The organism is Streptomyces sp. NPDC060028 (genome assembly GCF_042736725.1).
In the GTDB taxonomy this organism is placed as follows: domain Bacteria; phylum Actinomycetota; class Actinomycetes; order Streptomycetales; family Streptomycetaceae; genus Streptomyces.
Genome location: NZ_JBHWVJ010000128.1, coordinates 1 through 15,840, shown reverse-complemented (window position 1 = coordinate 15,840; position 15,840 = coordinate 1). Strand labels below are relative to the sequence as shown.

12 protein-coding genes are annotated in these 15,840 nt (G+C 68.4%); 8 read left to right on the top strand and 4 right to left on the bottom strand.

Annotated elements, in window-relative coordinates:
* Positions 1-167 precede the first annotated feature (167 nt).
* Complete coding sequence (locus tag ACFWBF_RS35345) at positions 168-470, bottom strand: hypothetical protein (protein ID WP_385608943.1); 303 nt, start codon at positions 468-470, stop codon at positions 168-170.
* 780 nt (positions 471-1,250) lie between these two features.
* Here ACFWBF_RS35345 and ACFWBF_RS35340 point away from each other — a divergent pair.
* Positions 1,251-2,162 carry a MerR family transcriptional regulator gene (locus ACFWBF_RS35340; protein ID WP_385608942.1) on the top strand — a complete coding sequence of 304 codons (912 nt, stop codon included), beginning with the start codon at positions 1,251-1,253 and terminating at the stop codon, positions 2,160-2,162.
* 585 nt (positions 2,163-2,747) lie between these two features.
* Here ACFWBF_RS35340 and ACFWBF_RS35335 read toward each other — a convergent pair.
* The gene (locus ACFWBF_RS35335) at positions 2,748-3,617 is read right to left on the bottom strand and encodes an IS5 family transposase (RefSeq protein WP_385608941.1); all 870 of its coding nucleotides are present in this window, start codon (positions 3,615-3,617) and stop codon (positions 2,748-2,750) included.
* A 172-nt stretch (positions 3,618-3,789) separates the two neighbouring features.
* On the opposite strand from ACFWBF_RS35335, the gene ACFWBF_RS35330 reads away from it, so the two are divergent.
* Both ACFWBF_RS35330 and ACFWBF_RS35325 read left to right on the top strand, forming a co-directional pair.
* Positions 3,790-4,320, top strand: coding sequence for a GNAT family N-acetyltransferase (locus ACFWBF_RS35330; RefSeq protein ID WP_385608940.1), 531 nt, complete (start codon positions 3,790-3,792; stop codon positions 4,318-4,320).
* Between the two features lie 169 nt (positions 4,321-4,489).
* On the top strand, positions 4,490-5,440 hold the full coding sequence (locus tag ACFWBF_RS35325) for a transposase family protein (RefSeq protein ID WP_385608939.1): 951 nt from the start codon (positions 4,490-4,492) through the stop codon (positions 5,438-5,440).
* Between the two features lie 40 nt (positions 5,441-5,480).
* Here the strand turns inward: ACFWBF_RS35325 and ACFWBF_RS35320 are convergent, their stop codons facing one another.
* On the bottom strand, positions 5,481-6,734 hold the full coding sequence (locus ACFWBF_RS35320) for a terpene synthase family protein (RefSeq protein WP_385608938.1): 1,254 nt from the start codon (positions 6,732-6,734) through the stop codon (positions 5,481-5,483).
* Between the two features lie 1,333 nt (positions 6,735-8,067).
* Between ACFWBF_RS35320 and ACFWBF_RS35315 the strand changes: the two genes are divergently transcribed.
* The 4 genes from ACFWBF_RS35315 (at position 8,068) to ACFWBF_RS35300 (ending at position 12,423) form a co-directional block, all read left to right on the top strand.
* Positions 8,068-9,051, top strand: a complete 984-nt coding sequence (locus tag ACFWBF_RS35315) for a transglutaminase domain-containing protein (protein ID WP_385608937.1) — start codon at positions 8,068-8,070, stop codon at positions 9,049-9,051.
* Positions 9,048-9,350: an acyl carrier protein gene (locus tag ACFWBF_RS35310; RefSeq protein ID WP_385608936.1), complete on the top strand. Its 303-nt coding sequence runs from the start codon at positions 9,048-9,050 to the stop codon at positions 9,348-9,350. The genes ACFWBF_RS35315 and ACFWBF_RS35310 overlap by 4 nt, the downstream gene beginning before the upstream one ends.
* A 2-nt stretch (positions 9,351-9,352) precedes the next feature.
* Entirely contained in the window at positions 9,353-10,882 is a 1,530-nt protein-coding gene (locus tag ACFWBF_RS35305) for a class I adenylate-forming enzyme family protein (RefSeq protein WP_385608935.1), read from the top strand.
* A gap of 149 nt (positions 10,883-11,031) precedes the next feature.
* Positions 11,032-12,423 (top strand): cytochrome P450, encoded by a 1,392-nt coding sequence (locus ACFWBF_RS35300; RefSeq protein WP_385608934.1) that lies wholly within the window; start codon positions 11,032-11,034, stop codon positions 12,421-12,423.
* A gap of 67 nt (positions 12,424-12,490) precedes the next feature.
* Here the strand turns inward: ACFWBF_RS35300 and ACFWBF_RS35295 are convergent, their stop codons facing one another.
* The gene (locus ACFWBF_RS35295) at positions 12,491-15,010 is read right to left on the bottom strand and encodes a Helicase associated domain protein (RefSeq protein WP_385608933.1); all 2,520 of its coding nucleotides are present in this window, start codon (positions 15,008-15,010) and stop codon (positions 12,491-12,493) included.
* A gap of 217 nt (positions 15,011-15,227) precedes the next feature.
* Here ACFWBF_RS35295 and ACFWBF_RS35290 point away from each other — a divergent pair, with 217 nt between their 5' ends.
* Entirely contained in the window at positions 15,228-15,428 is a 201-nt protein-coding gene (locus ACFWBF_RS35290; protein ID WP_383810978.1) for a cold-shock protein, read from the top strand.
* The last annotated feature ends 412 nt before the right edge of the window (positions 15,429-15,840 follow it).

Sequence of the window (15,840 nt, the reverse complement as noted above, 5' to 3'; positions counted from 1 at the left end):
CAGACCAACGACCAACCTGGCCACCAGTCACGCCAAACGCCGTTGCAGTACTAGGCGGCAAGCCCACCTGCGGCCCGCCGGGACACGCCAGGCTGCGCCGCTTCGTGGCAACGGCCCACTGATTCATGACCGTGGAGGGCTATCCGGCCGGGTCTGGAGCCTGTTCGTCACCGGGCTGCTGGAATCCGGCGAGGATCCCACGTGAACGCGCCAGTGCCCTTGGCCCAGCTGAGTCCGTGGATGCCGACCGGTCCCAGAACGCTCGGGACGGCGGCGGCGTCCTGCCGGGGCCGGTGGAAGCGGGTCACCCACCAGGCGCCACGTGCCCGGTCTCGGCAGTACTGCCCCGCCGACACGTGGCACTTGGGGCACGCCACCTCGGCGCAGGCGTTCCAGGCCTGCCGGAGAGCGGCCTCGGTCGCAGCCGAATCTTGGCCGACCGTGTTCGCGGTGAGGGTGAAGTACTCCATCGACTGATGATGGCAGCCGGACCCTCCTCCCGTCAGCCGGATCGGTTGCCGAGCCGGCCCCGTATAGGTCATCTCACTCGTCAGCGGACTTGGCCGCCTAGAGCTGATCCACGGGGGCAGTAGGGCCCCCTGACGGTCGAGTGTCGAGTTCAGGCGTCGCCACGCCGTCAGTGCGGCCTGGAGCTCGGCGACTTCGCCGTGGGCGAGTTCCTCGCCGCTAGCCCCGACGTGAAGGCGTACGTCGGCGGCGGTGACCCGCCAGCCGACACGTCACCGCGCCCCGGGCCGACTTCACAGTTCCCGTGACCACTGCTGAGGTCCTGAGTCACTGACCTGGGGCTTCTCCCTCGTTCGCGTGGTCGGCCAGCCAGTGACGTAGCTTCGGAATTCCTGAAGCATTCTCATCCCATCCGACCAATCTGCGGCCTGGTTGAAGGCGAGGAGGCGCGCATGCCGTCGGCGCTGGTGGTGGTGAAGGAACTCAGCAGAGCTCTGGGGAACTCGCCGGATGTCGGCGAGGTTCCCGGCATGTCTCCTGCTTTCCCTGCGCTGCGCAGTCGCGGAGGCGACTCTCGTGGGGAGTGCGCATCCACGGCAGATGGTGTCGCCAGGACTGATGCGCCTTCGCTGAGCCCCGTCGTGTGCCGGGTCCTCACGAGCTTCTGTGGACCTGCGTGACCGCCACGGCAAGCGGCGGACAGCCCCTGGACGTCAAGATCCACCGGCTCGCGCGCCCTGCCGCTTGAGTCTCCAGCGGCTGGAGGGTCCAGGATCTTGCCCATGGAAGACGAACGCCCCGACGTGCTCACCATCGGCCGGCTCGCGCACCGCACCGGACTTTCGGTGCGCACCCTGCGCTTCTGGTCGGACGAGGGAGCGGTGCCGCCCGTGGCCCGCTCCGCGGGCGGCTACCGGCTGTACGACGCCCAGTCCGTGGCCCGCGTCGAGCTGGTCCGCACCCTGCGGGAGCTGGGCCTTGGGCTCGACGACGTGTGCCGCGTTTTGAGTGGCCGCACCACGGTCGCTGAGGTCGCCGAGGCGCACGTGGCCGCGCTCGACGCGCAGATCCGCTCCCTCAAGGTGAGCCGGGCCGTCCTGTCCACCGTATCGAAACGTGGTTCGACCGCTGAGGAGACAGCACTGATGAACCGGTTGGCGCGGCTTTCCGCCGCCGAACGCAAGCAGATCATCGACGGGTTCAAGGAGGAGGTGTTCGGCGGTCTCGACCTCGACCCGCGCCTGCGTGACCGTATGCGCGCCTTCAGCATCGAATTGCCCGACGACCCCACACCCGAGCAGGTCGACGCCTGGATCGAACTGGCCGAGCTGGTGCGGGACCCCGGCTTCCGCGCCCGGATGCGCACCATGCTGGAGCTGAGCACCCCGGTCCCCGGGCAGAGTCGTGCCCCCGGGGCGTCCATTTGGTGGGCCAGGCAGGTCGTGCAGACGGTCGCGGAGGTGAGGGAACGCGGGGTCGCTCCTGAGGGACCGGCAGCGGCCGAAGTGCTGTCCGAGCTGTTCGGCGACGCCGATCGGGCCGCCGTGCTGTTGTGCCTGGAGGCCGGGATCGAGGCAGGGGCGGAGCGCTATCGCAGGCTCGTCGCCCGCGTGCGCGGACAGCATGCGTCTCCCGACGCGTCCGAGGAGCTGGAGTGGCTGGCGCGAGCCCTGCGTGCTACGGATCAAGCCTGACCGGCCGTGCCGGCCTGCCTGGTCTTCGGCTTCGAGACCCGCGGGCTGTCGGAGGTCGTTGCGTCGACGACCGTCAACACTCCTCCATCCCAGGCAGTGATGCGCCGGATCGGCATGACCCGGGATCCGGCTGACGACTGCAAGGATCCGAGCGTGCCCGATGGGCCGCTGCGTGCTGTACGGGACCCTCCGCAAAGATGCTCACGATCTACACCACTCGGCGACACGGCCAGGCCGACCCCGCGAGTTGACCCCGAACCCGCGGGTCTATTCCCCAGAAGCAGGGCACCGCACCCTCAGGTTCGCGCTGAAAGACCCTCAGTTTGAGCGAACTCGCGGGGATCTCGGCCCTGTTCTCGTATAGCTTCCGCGAGGTGGCGTGTAGCGCTGAGTAGTGCGGACGGCGTACAGGCAGTTCATGGAGGAGCTGGCCCGTTCCGGCTGGAGGCCCGCGGGGTGATGGCGGCCCGGGCAGGGCGGCTCCGCCGTGGTTCGCTCGCGCGGTGGCGCGCGAGGGCCCCGGCGGAGCCTTGAGGCCGGCCCCGGTGACCTTCAGGGCTTAGGAGGTCGTTTTCTCCCAGTGTTTTATCCCGGGATCTGCTGTTTGGTCTGTGCTGTCGGGTCGCGCCAGGAGATGGTGTTCTCGCCGGTGAGGCGGTGGGCCATGAGGGCGGTCATAGCAATATGGATCATGGCTTCGGAGCGGGCGGGGAGGGTTTCGTAGTCGCGGGCGAGGCGGCGGTGGAGCATCAGCCAGCCGTAGGTCCGCTCCACCGCCCACCGCTTCGGTATGGGGGTGAATCCCCTGGTCCCGGGAGTGCGGGCGGTGATTTCCATGTCGATGTTGAGGGTGGCGGCGTGCTCGACGAGGTGCTGGCGGTAACCGCCGTCGACCCACACCTTGCGGATCCCGGGGTGCTCGGCGGCGACCTGGTCCAGGAGCCGGGTGCCGGCGACGGGGTCCTGAACGCCGGCCGCAGTGACCAGCACCGCGAGGAGAAGGCCGATCGTGTCGATCACGATGCTGCGTTTCCGTCCGACGATCTTCTTCCCGGCGTCGATGCCCAGGCTGGAGGCGGGGACGCTGGTGGAAGTCTTGACGCTCTGCGCGTCGATCACACAGGCCGAAGGCTCGGCGTCCCGTCCTTCCTTCTGCCGGAGGAGTTGCCTGAGCAGGCCGTTGAGCTGTGCGAACACGCCTTCCTGCTGCCACTTTGTGAAGTAGCCGTAGACCGTGTTCCAGTGCGGGAAGTCGTGCGGGAGGTAGCGCCACTGAACGCCGGTGCGGTCCAGATACAAGATCGCGTCCATGATGTCGCGCAGGTCGTGTTCGGGCGGCCGACCGAAGTCCAGGGCCCTGCCCCGGCGCTCGAAGCGCCAGGCCGCAAGGACCGGCTCGATCAACTCCCAGCGGGCATCGGACAGATCACTCGGATACGGGCGTCGCGTCGGCATTCTTCCGGCTTACGGTTCGGTCCGCTATCGCTGGTGGGTGTAGCTCCGTCTCGGGGGCAGCTGATCTGGGGTGTTGCGACGACCGTTGACCAGCCCGGGGGTGTTGTGGTGGGCGGTGCTCGGTCGGGATATTCGCTGGTCGCCGCTTGCTGATGGTGGTCATACTGCCGCGATGGATCCAGTGACTCTTGAGACGGACCGTCTGGTGCTGCGGGCCTTCACACCTGCCGACGTGGATGCGGTGTACGAAGCCTGCCAGGACGAGGACATCCAGTTCTACACCCCGGTGCCGGTGCCGTACCGGCGTGCGGACGCGGAGGAGCTCGTCGGCGAGAAGCTGCCCGCTCAGTGGACCGAGGACAGGGACTACACCCTCGGCGCGTTCCGCAAGGACACCGGCGCCCTGGTCGGCTCGTACTGCCTGACCCTCATCAGCCGCGGCGTCTGGGAGCTCGGTTACTGGGCGGTCAAGGAACAGCGCGGACGCGGGTACTCGGTGGAGGCCGCTCGGGCCTTGTGCGACTGGGGCTGGGCCACCCTCGACGTCCACCGCATCGAGTGGTGGGCCATGGCCGGGAACACCGGCTCGCGTGCCGTCGCCGAGAAACTCGGCTTCACCGTCGAAGGGACACTGCGCAATCGCAGCATCGCCAACGATGGCAAGCCGCACGACTGGTGGGTGGGCGGACTTCTGAGGCCTTGATGCTCGGGCCGGTGCTTGGCCGGCTGCGTTTGCTCGTCTGCAGGGAAGTTCCCAGCTCGGACAGTTCCCCGCAGAAGAGCCACACCCATTGATCACCGGCGGGCAGCCGTGACGTGGCAGTGGCCGCACGGGTTCTTCGAGTGTGACTAAGAAGTGGGCTCGTGCGGCCTTGACCCATCCTGCCTTCTGCGGCGTCTCGCGTGCGCATCTCGGCGATTTGGTCGAAGAGTTGGCCGATCTGTGGCTCGCCCGGTGCGAGTCGGAGCTTCGTGAGCGGCGTGGTGCCGAGCGGCAGCGGGAGGCCGGTGCCGGCCCGAAGCACGACCTGGTCTTCACCGACCGCCTGCTCGTCACCCTGGTCCACCTACGCACCGGGCTCCCGCACGCCGCGCTCGCCGCGCTGTACGACGTCGCCCGCTCCACGATCTCCCGCGCCATCGGGGAGATCCGCCCGTTGCTGGCCATGCGTGGCTTCGCGGTCCCCGACCACCCCGGCGTGCGACTTCGGACCCGGGCGGACGTGTTTGCCTACGCCGAGGCCGCGGGGATCCGGTTGCGGATCGATGGAGCCGAGACCCAGGTTCGCCGCCCGAAGGCAGGCAGGCCCGGACGGCGGGCCTTCGTCTCCGGCAAGAAGAAGCAGAACACCATCAAGACCACCACCATCAGCGACGGCCAGGGCCGTCTGCTGTGGTCGGGTGCGGACCGACCTGGCCGTATACACGACCAGACCGCGATGCGCACCGAGGGTATCGCCGAGCAGTGCCGGCTCCACCCGAAGGTGACGGCCGAAGTCGACGAGGGCTACCGGGGGCTGGCCAACGAGTTCCCTGACCAGATCAGCGCCCCTCCGAAGAAGCCGAAGGGCGACGCGCCGCTCGGCGAGCAGTACGCCTGGCGAGAGATGCGCCGACGGTCGTCCTCGGAGCGGATCTGCGTCGAGCACGCCAACGCCGAATTGCGGCAGTGGTGCCCGCTCCAGCGCTACACCGGCCCACGCGAGGACTACGCCGCAACCCACCAGGCGATCGCTTCGTTGGTTTCTGACCGTTCGGCTCGCCGTCCGACCCGCCGCAAGCCGAGCACCGAGCTCGTGCTCGCCCGGCAGGCCGCCTGCTGATCAACCCCTAGCCGACCCGCCAGGCCAGCACGCCCAAACCTCAATCGCGGACCATGTCGTAGGGACGCTCGGCCGCGTCAAAGCCTGGGCGAGGGGTGCCGCGGGAGTCACTTTGTCGGTCGTGTCGGGTGAGCTGCAGTGCAGCCTCTGCGTGTCGGGTGGTAACCGCCTCGTCCACGGCCATTTCCCTCCAGAGGGATTTCGGGTACCGGTAGCGGAGGCTGACTGCGTGGAAGTTCCATTGGCTTTTCATCATCGCGTCGAGGCCGCCGAGGTAGCGCAGCAGGGCGCAGGCCCTGTGCTCGTCTCGTGGGCGCAGATCCTCGGCGAGGCAGGCGACGTGCGAGGAGAGGGTGACGAACTCCTGGATCATGTCGGCGACGATGTAGCCGCTGGCCGTGATCGCGTCGAGCAGGCTGGTCCCTGGGCGGTTCAGGGCAAGGACGGTGATGAGGTTGTTACTGGACCCGAGGTCGATGACCTCCTTCTCGAAGGACACGACATCGTTTCCGAGAGACGGGATGGCCGCCGTCAGGAACAGGAGACGGTCGAGCGCGGAGACCAGGTTGTCGGGATCGCGGTAGAGGTCGCTGAGGTAGGTGTCGAGGCCGAACTCCAGCAACGAGGTCATGTAGACCATGCCGGAAGTCAGGATCCGCTGCTGGATGTATCCGAACATCGATGGCACGACCCCCGCTGCGGGGATCCCGAGATCTTGGTGCGTGAGCTGCACTTGATCGCGAAAGCGACTGAGGAAGCAGGCGAACCAGGGCTGTGGGGAGTCGGCGCGCATCTCGCGCAGGAGGTGCCTGACCGCCCCTTCCTGGACACCCTCGCGGTTGGGCACGGCGTCGAGGTTGTCACACATGGCCACGACGGCCGCGGACAGCTGGGGCTCGCCCTGCGCATGCACGCCGGCCAAGTCTCTCCCCTGGGTGTCGTTGAGATACCAGTCGAGCGAGACGACCTTGCTTTGCTGCGTCAGCGCCGCCCGGCTCGCCGTGGGATACACCCAGCTGCACGCGCGGACGATGTGGGGCGTCGTGCTCAGCCACAGTCCGCTCGCGCGCATCCAGGACTCGACCTCGGCCGCCACCGAGTGCTCGGCTGGGTGCGGCTTGATGTCCGCACTGGCCTCACCGAACCGGAACCCGACCGGGCTGAGCAGGTCGTCCAGGGACAGCAGCCCGGGGCCGTGCGACTCAATGAGCGCTGCATATTCGCCTTGCACCCGCCGCAGACGTTCGACATCGGCCGGCGTGCACGCACGAGGGATGTCGGTCAGCAGTTCCATGAACGCGTTGCGGTAGGGCCATGATCTTGTGAGAGTCGACATGTCTCGCTCTTCCTGTGCTGCGCGGTGGAGGATAATCCGGATGCCAGAGGTCACAGCTCAGTCAGGGCAGCAGCCACTTTTCCGCTGGGCGAGCAGCCCGTAGGGCGCACAGTCCGGCGCTGGAAGGCCAGCCGCCTCGCACGGCGCACGACCTGGCGTGGAGTCGGTGCCTCCACCACTTCCGGTGGATTGCCGACGCCGCTCTGGGCAGTCTTGGCGGACAGCGATCAACGTGCAGGTGCGTGGCTTCTTCTGCCCAGTGCCCGGCTGTGCGGCCAAGACCTTCGCCGAGCCGATATCTGGGCTGACCGGGCGGCGGTGCGATCTACGAGCTCGCCGCGTCGAGCAAGCGCTGGTCCCGGGTGACGGAATCGCCGAGCACCGTGGCCGTCAATTCCGAAAACCTGGAAGACGCGGTCGTGGCAGCCCCGGGGAGTGCGAGTGCAGACGATGGCTACTGGTTGGCACACTCCGAACTCCTATTGGCACCGGTCTTACCCAGAGCGAGCAGCATCGTACTGTATGCGCCGGCATGATCAGCCTGGCCTGCGACCGGGCCCGGGCCACTGGGGGGCGCACGGGATCGAAGGGGGAACTCGGAGATGTCCGCACTTCCATGCGCTCTCGCAGGGGTGGCTTGTGCTCCGATCCAACGGGCACTCTGTCAAGGAAACGGGGGTGCTGGACCCTGCGCCGCGATCGCATGGATAGCCGTTCACCTCCAGGAGATCGCGTGGGTGCTCAGTCACTGGGTAACGCCTCGCTGGACCCGACGGGTATTCAACACGCGTTCGACGAAAGCCTCTTCGAATTCTTGGAGCGCAAGTCCCGGGCTGCTGCCAAAGACGACCTGCCTGCTTGAGGCCCTTGAGGTACTGCGCGACTTCATCTGTGCGGGCGGGGCCGGGGGTGGGGAGGGCGTCGGTGTGAGGCGGCAGGAGTATGCGCCAGGCCGACAGCACACGCTCGCGCGGTATTGGCTGAGGGCGGGATCGCCCACCGGCCGGGGCCGTGACTGTAATTCAACGGCATCGTTTTCCAGATCAGTTGCGCTTCACCGAAGCCGGTGACACGGCATCGACGGCAACCGCAGCCAGATCGGCTTGTCCTCATCTTCTGGCTCTGCGGGACGCCCGGTTTGCGTGGTGCCTTTTCCCTTTGGACCGGCCGGGTCGGGCCGGCCAGTCTCCCGGAGGTTACGATCCCGCTCCCGACGGACTCCTCAGCCACGACGTCCGACGACGTTTGGGTGCGTTCGCTGGATCCAATCCCCCTCACCGCGGACGCACCCGTGTCCTTCGAGTCGCTCCTCGCGGCGCTGGACCGCTTCCACACCACCCCCGTCTCGGTAGCCCGCTACGACACCGACGTCCAGGCGGCGGCGGCGTTGCTGCGCACACCACCCGAGCATGTCGTCAAGCTCACCGAGCACGGCCTGCCTTTCCGCGTGGACGCCAAGCGGGGTCTCCTCTTCGAGCGGGCCGACCTCATGAACGTCGGGCTCATGTCCGCAAGCGAGCGCACCACCCTGGAGATGGCCCTGCGTTTCGCTCTCGCGTTCTCCACCGGCCCCTCCAGTGAATGGCTCGATCCCAGGGACTGGCTGGTGACCGTGCGCCTCCCGGAAGGAGAACCGGGCCGCTATCGGCTGCGGGTGCCGGATTTCGACGCCCCGGGCGTGAGCGTGCTGCCCTCCACAGGACTGGACCTGCCACCACAAGGCGCGCAGTTCGACGCCCGCGGCCACCAAGCGGCGCTGCGTATCACCGGCGCGCACGGCCAGGTCCGTGACCGGCGGGCCTGTGACATCTTCCGCGAGATGCTGGCTGATCTTCATGCCCGCACCGTCGTCTATCAATGCGTCGCCGAGCCGCTGCGCATGAATCACCACCAGGCGTGGGAACAGGGGACGGCCGACTGCATCGTCGTCAGCCGCGTCATCACCGACCGGCTGCGCGCCGCAGGGCTGCAGGCGCGGGCACGGCGTGGCTACCTCCTGGGTGTAGTCGGCGGCGAGCACGCCTGGAGCGAGGTGTTCGAGGACGGGTGCTGGAAACCCATCGATGTCGGCCTTGCGTTCATCCCCCGGCGCTTCCCCGGCGGACAGGACTTCCCCGACACCCGCGACTTCATCGCAGCCTGCTTCGGAAGCCGTCTCAACCGCCTGCTGCCCTGCACCGGCAAGGACGCAGAGTCCCTGGTCCATGACACCGTCGACCGTGAGCCGCGGGCCATGTTCGGACTGGTCAGCGCAACCCCCTGGAAGGCGCGATGACACCCGCAGCCGTACATCTCGCCCAGGCCCGCGATCTGCTGCGCGGGTGCTTGCGCCCACCGTCGATGTCCGACCTGATCAGCGACACCGACCTCCTGGCCTACGCAGGAGTCGACTCGCTGGCGGTGATCCAGCTCGTCGCCCGCTGCGAGGCCGTTCTGGACCGGCCGCTCACCCCGCACGAGGCAGGCGGCCTGGACTCCATCACCGCCGTGGCCGAACTCCTCGCCACTTCTCCAGCCGCCCGCACCGGCACCGGCGTCAGCACCGAGCGCACATCCGAGCGGGGACGTGCCTGACGATGTGGCTGCAACAGGTACTGGATCAACACCGCTCCAGCGCGCCCGGTGCGATCGCACTGCGGGACGTACGCCGCGATATCACCTGGAGCCGCCTGCACCGCGACGCCCACGCGCTGGCCCACACCATCGCAGCGCACACCACACCCGGTGACCGAGTGATCATGCTCAGCACCAACTGCGTGGAAATCCTGGCGACAGTGTTCGCCTGCGCCCTCAGCGCCACCATCGCGGTTCCGCTCAATCCCGCGCTCACCGACCGCGAGCTCAGCGCCATCCTGAACCAGGTCACCCCCAGCTACGCCCTCGCCGACACCAGCGGACTCCCACGCCTGGAACACCTGCGCCCAGCTCTGCCGCTCCTGGCCATCAACAGCGTGGCAGACCTACCGGACCCTCCTGCCACCACCACCGCCGTCGGCACTCTCCGGGGTGCTGGTCTCACCGATCCTGTGATGATCCTGCACACCTCCGCCACCACCGGCTCCCCCAAAGGTGTGGTCTGCGACCAGAACTACTTCCAGAGCCAGGCGGCCTCATGGCAGGCCGAGGTCGGCCAGGACCAGAGGGACACCTACCTGCACACCAGCCCGCTGTGCCACGGCAGCATCACCATCGCCCTCAACTACCTCTGCGCCGGCGCCCCCGTCACTGTCCTCGACCAGTTCACCCCCCACAGCTTCCTGACAGCTGTCGAGCAATGGCAGGTACGACACACCTTCCTCGTCCCGACCATGCTGCGACTGCTGCTGGACTGCCGGCAGCTCCCCGGCAGCGACCACACCAGCCTGCGCCTGGTCACCCACGGGGGCGCGCCCTGCCCGCCCGAACTCGCCCACCAGGCCGGACAGGCACTCGGCAGCGGCATGCGCACCATCTTCGGGATCACTGAAGGGGGCGGACCCGTCATCTCCCTGGCCCCGGACGACAAGCCCGAGGCGCCCGCCGTCGCCGGCGCGACCTGCGCGGGCCGGCCCATGCCGGGAGTGACGGCCCGCATCACCACCACAGACGGCTGCCCCGCACACCCCTACCAGGCCGGCACCCTCCACCTCAAGAGTGCCGGCCTGATGCGCAGCTACTGGAACAACCCCCAAGCCACCACCCAGACCGTCATCGACGGCTGGCTGAACACAGGCGACTTCGGCTACCAGGACGCCGACGGCCGCATCTGGATCCTCAACCGGCGCAGCGACCTCATCCTGCGCGGCGGCCAGAACGTGTACCCCGCTGAAATCGAGCACGTCCTGCGCACCCTGGAATGGGTCACCGAAGCCGCCGTCGTTCCTGCCCCCTGCGACACCTCCGGCCAGACCCCGGTCGCTTTCATCCAGCCCACCGCCACCGACGACTTCGACGAACGCGAGCTCATCGCCCACTGCATCCGCAACCTCGCCGGCTACAAACGCCCCACCCGCTTCATCCCGATCCAGACACTGCCCCGCAACACTGTGGGCAAGCTGCTGCGTCGCCCCCTGGAGCAGCACGCGGCAGACCTCGCCTGCACCAACGAGCCCGGGAGACCCTCATAGCAGACAAGACCGGAGACGAATCCGCTCGATCACGGGGCCAGACATAGACCTGCTGGACGGTGTTGCTGCTGACGTCGAAGCAACGCGCGCTACCGGATTCGGGTTCGTGCGGTGAGCACCGGACAGCTCGCCCTTGGAAGGAGAATCGGATGCAAGAGCTCGACACCCCCAGCACCGTGAAAGGCGTGCCGCTGGCGCCGGGCGGTATCCCGCTGCTAGGGCATGGTCCCCGTCTCCTGCGCGACCCCCTCGACTGGCTCCAGGAGTGCGGGCGGGCGGAGCCCGTGCTCAGGCTGCGTCTGGGTCCGCGCCCCGCCTACCTGGTGTGCTGTCGGGAACTGGTTCACGACATGCTCGTCGGGCAGGTCAACTCGTTCGACAAGGGCGGCTCGCTTCTCGACCGGGGCCGGGAACTGTTGGGCAACGGCCTGGTGACCGCCGGACACACCGACCACCGCCGCCAGCGGCGGCTGATGCAGCCGGCTTTCACCCCCGCGCACATCGATTCTTACGATGAAGTGATCCGCGAGGAGAGCGCCGCTTTGACTGGACGCTGGCGGCCAGGCCAGGAAATCGACGTCCTGCCCGAACTGACCTCGGTCACTGCGAAGATTCTGGGCCGGACTCTGCTCCCCACCATCGACGACCGCGACGCCGACCATCTCAGCGACTATTTCCAGATCCTGCTGGCCGGTTCCTTCATGCGCGCCGCCATGCCGTTCACTTGGATCCACCGGCTTCCAATCCCTGCCAACCGCCGCTACAACCGGGCATGGGCCAGCGCCTGGGAGGTCGCCGATCAGGCCGTGGCCAAAGCCCGCGCCCAGTCAACATCCGGCGGCCTGCTGCACGCGCTGATCACCGCCGGCGAGGCGGACCCGGAGGGCGCCTTCAGCGACGAGGAACTGCGCGACCAGGTCACCACGCTCTTCATCGCCGGCACCGAGACCACCGCAGGAACCTTGGCCTGGCTCTTCCACCTGCTCACGCTGCACCCGCACGTGACCAAGCGGCTCCACAGGGAACTCGACGAGGTCCTCGGCGGCAGGCTAGCCGGCCCCGACACCCTTCCCCGTCTGCCTTACACCCGGGCCGTCCTGCTGGAAACGATGCGCGTGTACCCGGTGGTCGCCCTCCTGACCAGGGCCAGCTCCACCGACGTCGACCTGAGCGGACACCATTTCCCCCCGGGAACCAACTTCTTCTTCAGCGCCTACCTGCTCCACCACGACCCCACCGTCTTCCCCGACCCTGACCGCTTCGACCCCGACCGCTGGACCTCCCCGGCCGGCCCCGCCGCACGCCGCGCCTTCATCCCTTTCGGCGCAGGCAAAAGGAAGTGCATCGGAGACTCCCTCGCCCTCACCCAAGCCACTGTCATCCTCAGCGCAATCGCCTCCCAATGGCACCTGACCCCGGCACCGGGCAGCCACGTCCGCCCCCGACTCCGCGGCACCCTCACCCCCGCAGGGCTGCGCCTGGTCACCCAAGCCCGCCACTCGCCCCGCGCCGGCTGCGGTACCCGCTCACAAGAAGGATGACGCCGCGACGCACCTGTCGTCGTCGGGCGCGAACCTCAGAGGGCTAGCGCGAGGAGCACCAGCCTTCTTACCGTGCCCAGTCGACGCCCAGCTGGGCGAGGGCGGCGAGCTGGGCGGCGTCGAGCCGGTTGCGGCGGGCTTTCTGGTTGCCGATCCAGATCCCGGTGCGGTGTTCGGTGCCGTCGGGCAGCCGCTCGACGACGGCCCGCCCTGGGAGGTGGCCTTCCCGCTGGATGTACTGCTGGAGGGCCTGGAGGCCCTTCTGGAACGCTTCGCCGCCCGCGCGTTGCCCAGGCGCCGCGGCCTTCTTCGCGGGGGTCCTGCGGGCACGTGGGGCCTTGGTCACGCCGAGTTCGCTGAGCCTGCGCTGCTGCTCCTCGTTCAGCCGGTCCCAGTCCCGCCGTTGGGTGGCGAGCCAGCGTCCGATGTCTTCGCCGTGCCGGGTGACACCGGGGACGACGGCCGTCGGGCGGGCGCCTTCGGCCAGGAGCTGGGTGAGGTAGGCGTAGTGCCGCTGCCAGTCGACCGTCCACCCGAGCGTCCCCGGGTTCCAGTCGGGATCGATGGCGGCGAGCACGGCGGCCCGCCGCTGCGCCCGGTCGGGGTCCTTGCCCAGTCCGCCGGGGCGGCGGATGTTCGTGAGGTACTGCCCGATCGCGATGTCGAGGATGGTGGCGCCCCGTGGGGCCGCGAGGGTCCCGTGGAGCTCGTAGTAGGCCCGCGCGGCGCCGAGGTTCTGCTCGAACCCGTGGTCGGCGGTGTCCCAGACGATCCCGAGCTCTTCCAGCTCGGCCGCGCGCTCGCCGGTCATGGTCCCGGCCCGGTACGCCCTGCGCTGGTCCGACAGCCACCTGCCGAGCGGGAACGCCCTCGCGGCCTCGACGTGCTCGTAGGGGACGTCGAGATCGCCTTCCCGCTGTCGGTACCGCAGCGCGGCTTCCGCACCCCGACGCCAGTCCTGGCGTTCGGTGTTGATCACGGTGTAGCTGATCCACTTCGCGATCAGCGCCGGGTCACGAGGGGCCGCGAACCGGAGGAGGAGCCTGCCTTCCTCTTCACCCTCCTCGGGTGCCTGACCGACCGGCATCGACGGGTCGACGACGCGTTTCTGGTTCTCCTGCGGAATTGCAAGCATTTCCACAGCCTTTTCATCGTGCGCTCGCAACCCTTCCAATACCCGAATAAGAGGGCGGTATGAGTTCGAGGAAAGCATGTCCTCGGGTTTTTCATCTGCACCGAGAAAGACGGGCACGATCAGCGTCGCCATTTTCCCCTGTCCGGGCTGTTGGCGCAGGGCGCGGCCGATGGCCTGGACGATGTCGACAGCGGATCCCTTCGGGTCGATGAGGGCGACCGAGTCGGTGGCTCTGATGTCGACTCCCTCGCCCAGGACCCGGCAGTTACTGAGCACGGCGCGGCCGGCCCGGCGTGCGAAGTCGGCGAGGACCGTCTGTCGGTGGGTGCCTTCGTGTTCCCCGCACAGCCATCCCGACCACACCTTCTCGGGGTGCCGTTCCGGGTCCACCTGGTGCAGCCGGGCCGCGACGCGGGGCAGGTCGGCGGCGAAGGCCTCCGCCTCGATCGTGCGGTGGTGGAAGGTGATCGTGGTCTGCAGCCCGTGCGCGGCCATGGTCTCCAGCAGGGCGGTCTGCATCGCGGCGAGCCGCTCACCGCGCAGCTGCTCCTCGTACCGTTCCTCACTGACCAGCCGCTCCGGTGTGACGACCGGGTCGGTGAGCTCGGCGACGACGATCTGGTACTTCGCCAGGAGCCCGCGGGAGATGGCCGATGCGAGGGACAGCTCGTACACGACGGGCCCGAACACCTTCTCGTCGTCCATCGAGCACGCGAGCTCCTTCGGCAGGCGGTCCCAGCGCGGCCTGCTGACGTACGTCCGCCCCTCGGCCTCCGCCTCCCTGCGCTCCTCCTCCTCGGACAGCTGGTGGGCCTCCTCGATCTCCCGCTCCTGGGCGCGCGTGCGGGGCGGCCGCTCCTTCCAGATCCGGGGGGTCGCGGTCATGTAGAGCCGGCGCATCGCCGGGATGACCTCCTGCCGGTGCACGTCCGCCCACGCCTTACCTGCCGAGCCCGAAGTTCGGTGCGCCTCATCCACGACGACCAGGTCGAAGATGTCCATCGGCAACCCGTACGCGCCCTCGTGCGCTTCGGCCAGCACGGGCAGAGAGGCATAGGTGGCGTACACGGTGACCGGGCCCCGGCCGTGCCACAGCCCGAGCTGCGGTGCCGACGTCGTGGACCGCATGTCCAGGTCCCACAGAACGGGGTCGTCCTCCAGCGAGCAGACTGCGACTGTCGGCCCGGTGTGCCCGGCGTGCCTCCACTCGCGCACCGTCTGCGTGAGCAGGTCTAGGGTCGGCAGCAGCACCAGGACCCGGCCGTGCCGGGCGAGGCGGAGCGCGGCCGCGGCCGCGATGAACGTCTTCCCGGTACCGCACGCGGCCACCACCGTGGCCCGCAGCCCGGCCTCCGGGATCCGCTTCCCGGGCGGAATATCAAGCCCCCGGACAATCGCCTCCATCGCCTCCTCCTGGTGAGGACGCAGTACGATGTCGCCAGACTTCTGCATTCGACACTCCACTGAAAACGAAGTGGCGGGAAAAACCCGCCAGGGGAGGGGGTGGCGATGTTCTCGGGATCCTACACAGCTACACGCATCATCTTCGGCGTGATGCATACTGATGACTGTACCGCTCCCGCCTGCGTTCCGGAGCCTCTCGTCAGGTTTCCCCGTGTGATCACGAGGGAAGATCAGCGTGGTCGTCACACGATGAAGGAGAACCGGCATGGCGCAGGGCATTGTGAAGTGGTTCAACGGAGAGAAGGGCTTCGGGTTCATCTCCCAGGATGACGGCCCGGACTTGTATGTCCACTTCTCCGAGATTCAGGGGGAGGGCTACCGGAACCTGGAGGAGAACCAGCGAGTCGAATTCGACATCGAGCAGGGCCCAAAGGGGCCGCAAGCCGCGCGGGTCCGCGGGATCTGACCCCACCCCACAACGAGGTACGACGCCAGCCGGGGGGCTTGGTCTGGGCAGTAAGAGCCCAGACCAAGCCCCCCGGCACCCCCTGCTCTGCTGCCAGCCGCCCGCGGAGCGGGCCCAGGGCCCGAGGAGCGTAGCGACCCGGGCCCCGCCCTGGACTGCGAAGCAGGCCACAAGCCTGGAGCACAGCGGAAGGCTTCACCGGCCGCGCGCTGCGCGGCCGGTGACCCAAGGTCAGGCCCGAAGCGCAGCGGAGGGGTTGACCCAGCTGTGGTGGAGCGCAGCGGAACCACAGCAGTCCGCAGCGCAGCGAAGGACCCCGGCCCGAAGGGCCGGCCCTGCCCGGAGCGCAGCGAAGGGCTTTCCGGCGGAGCGCAGCGAAGCCGTTCTCTCCTGAGCGCGCAGCGCTCAGGAC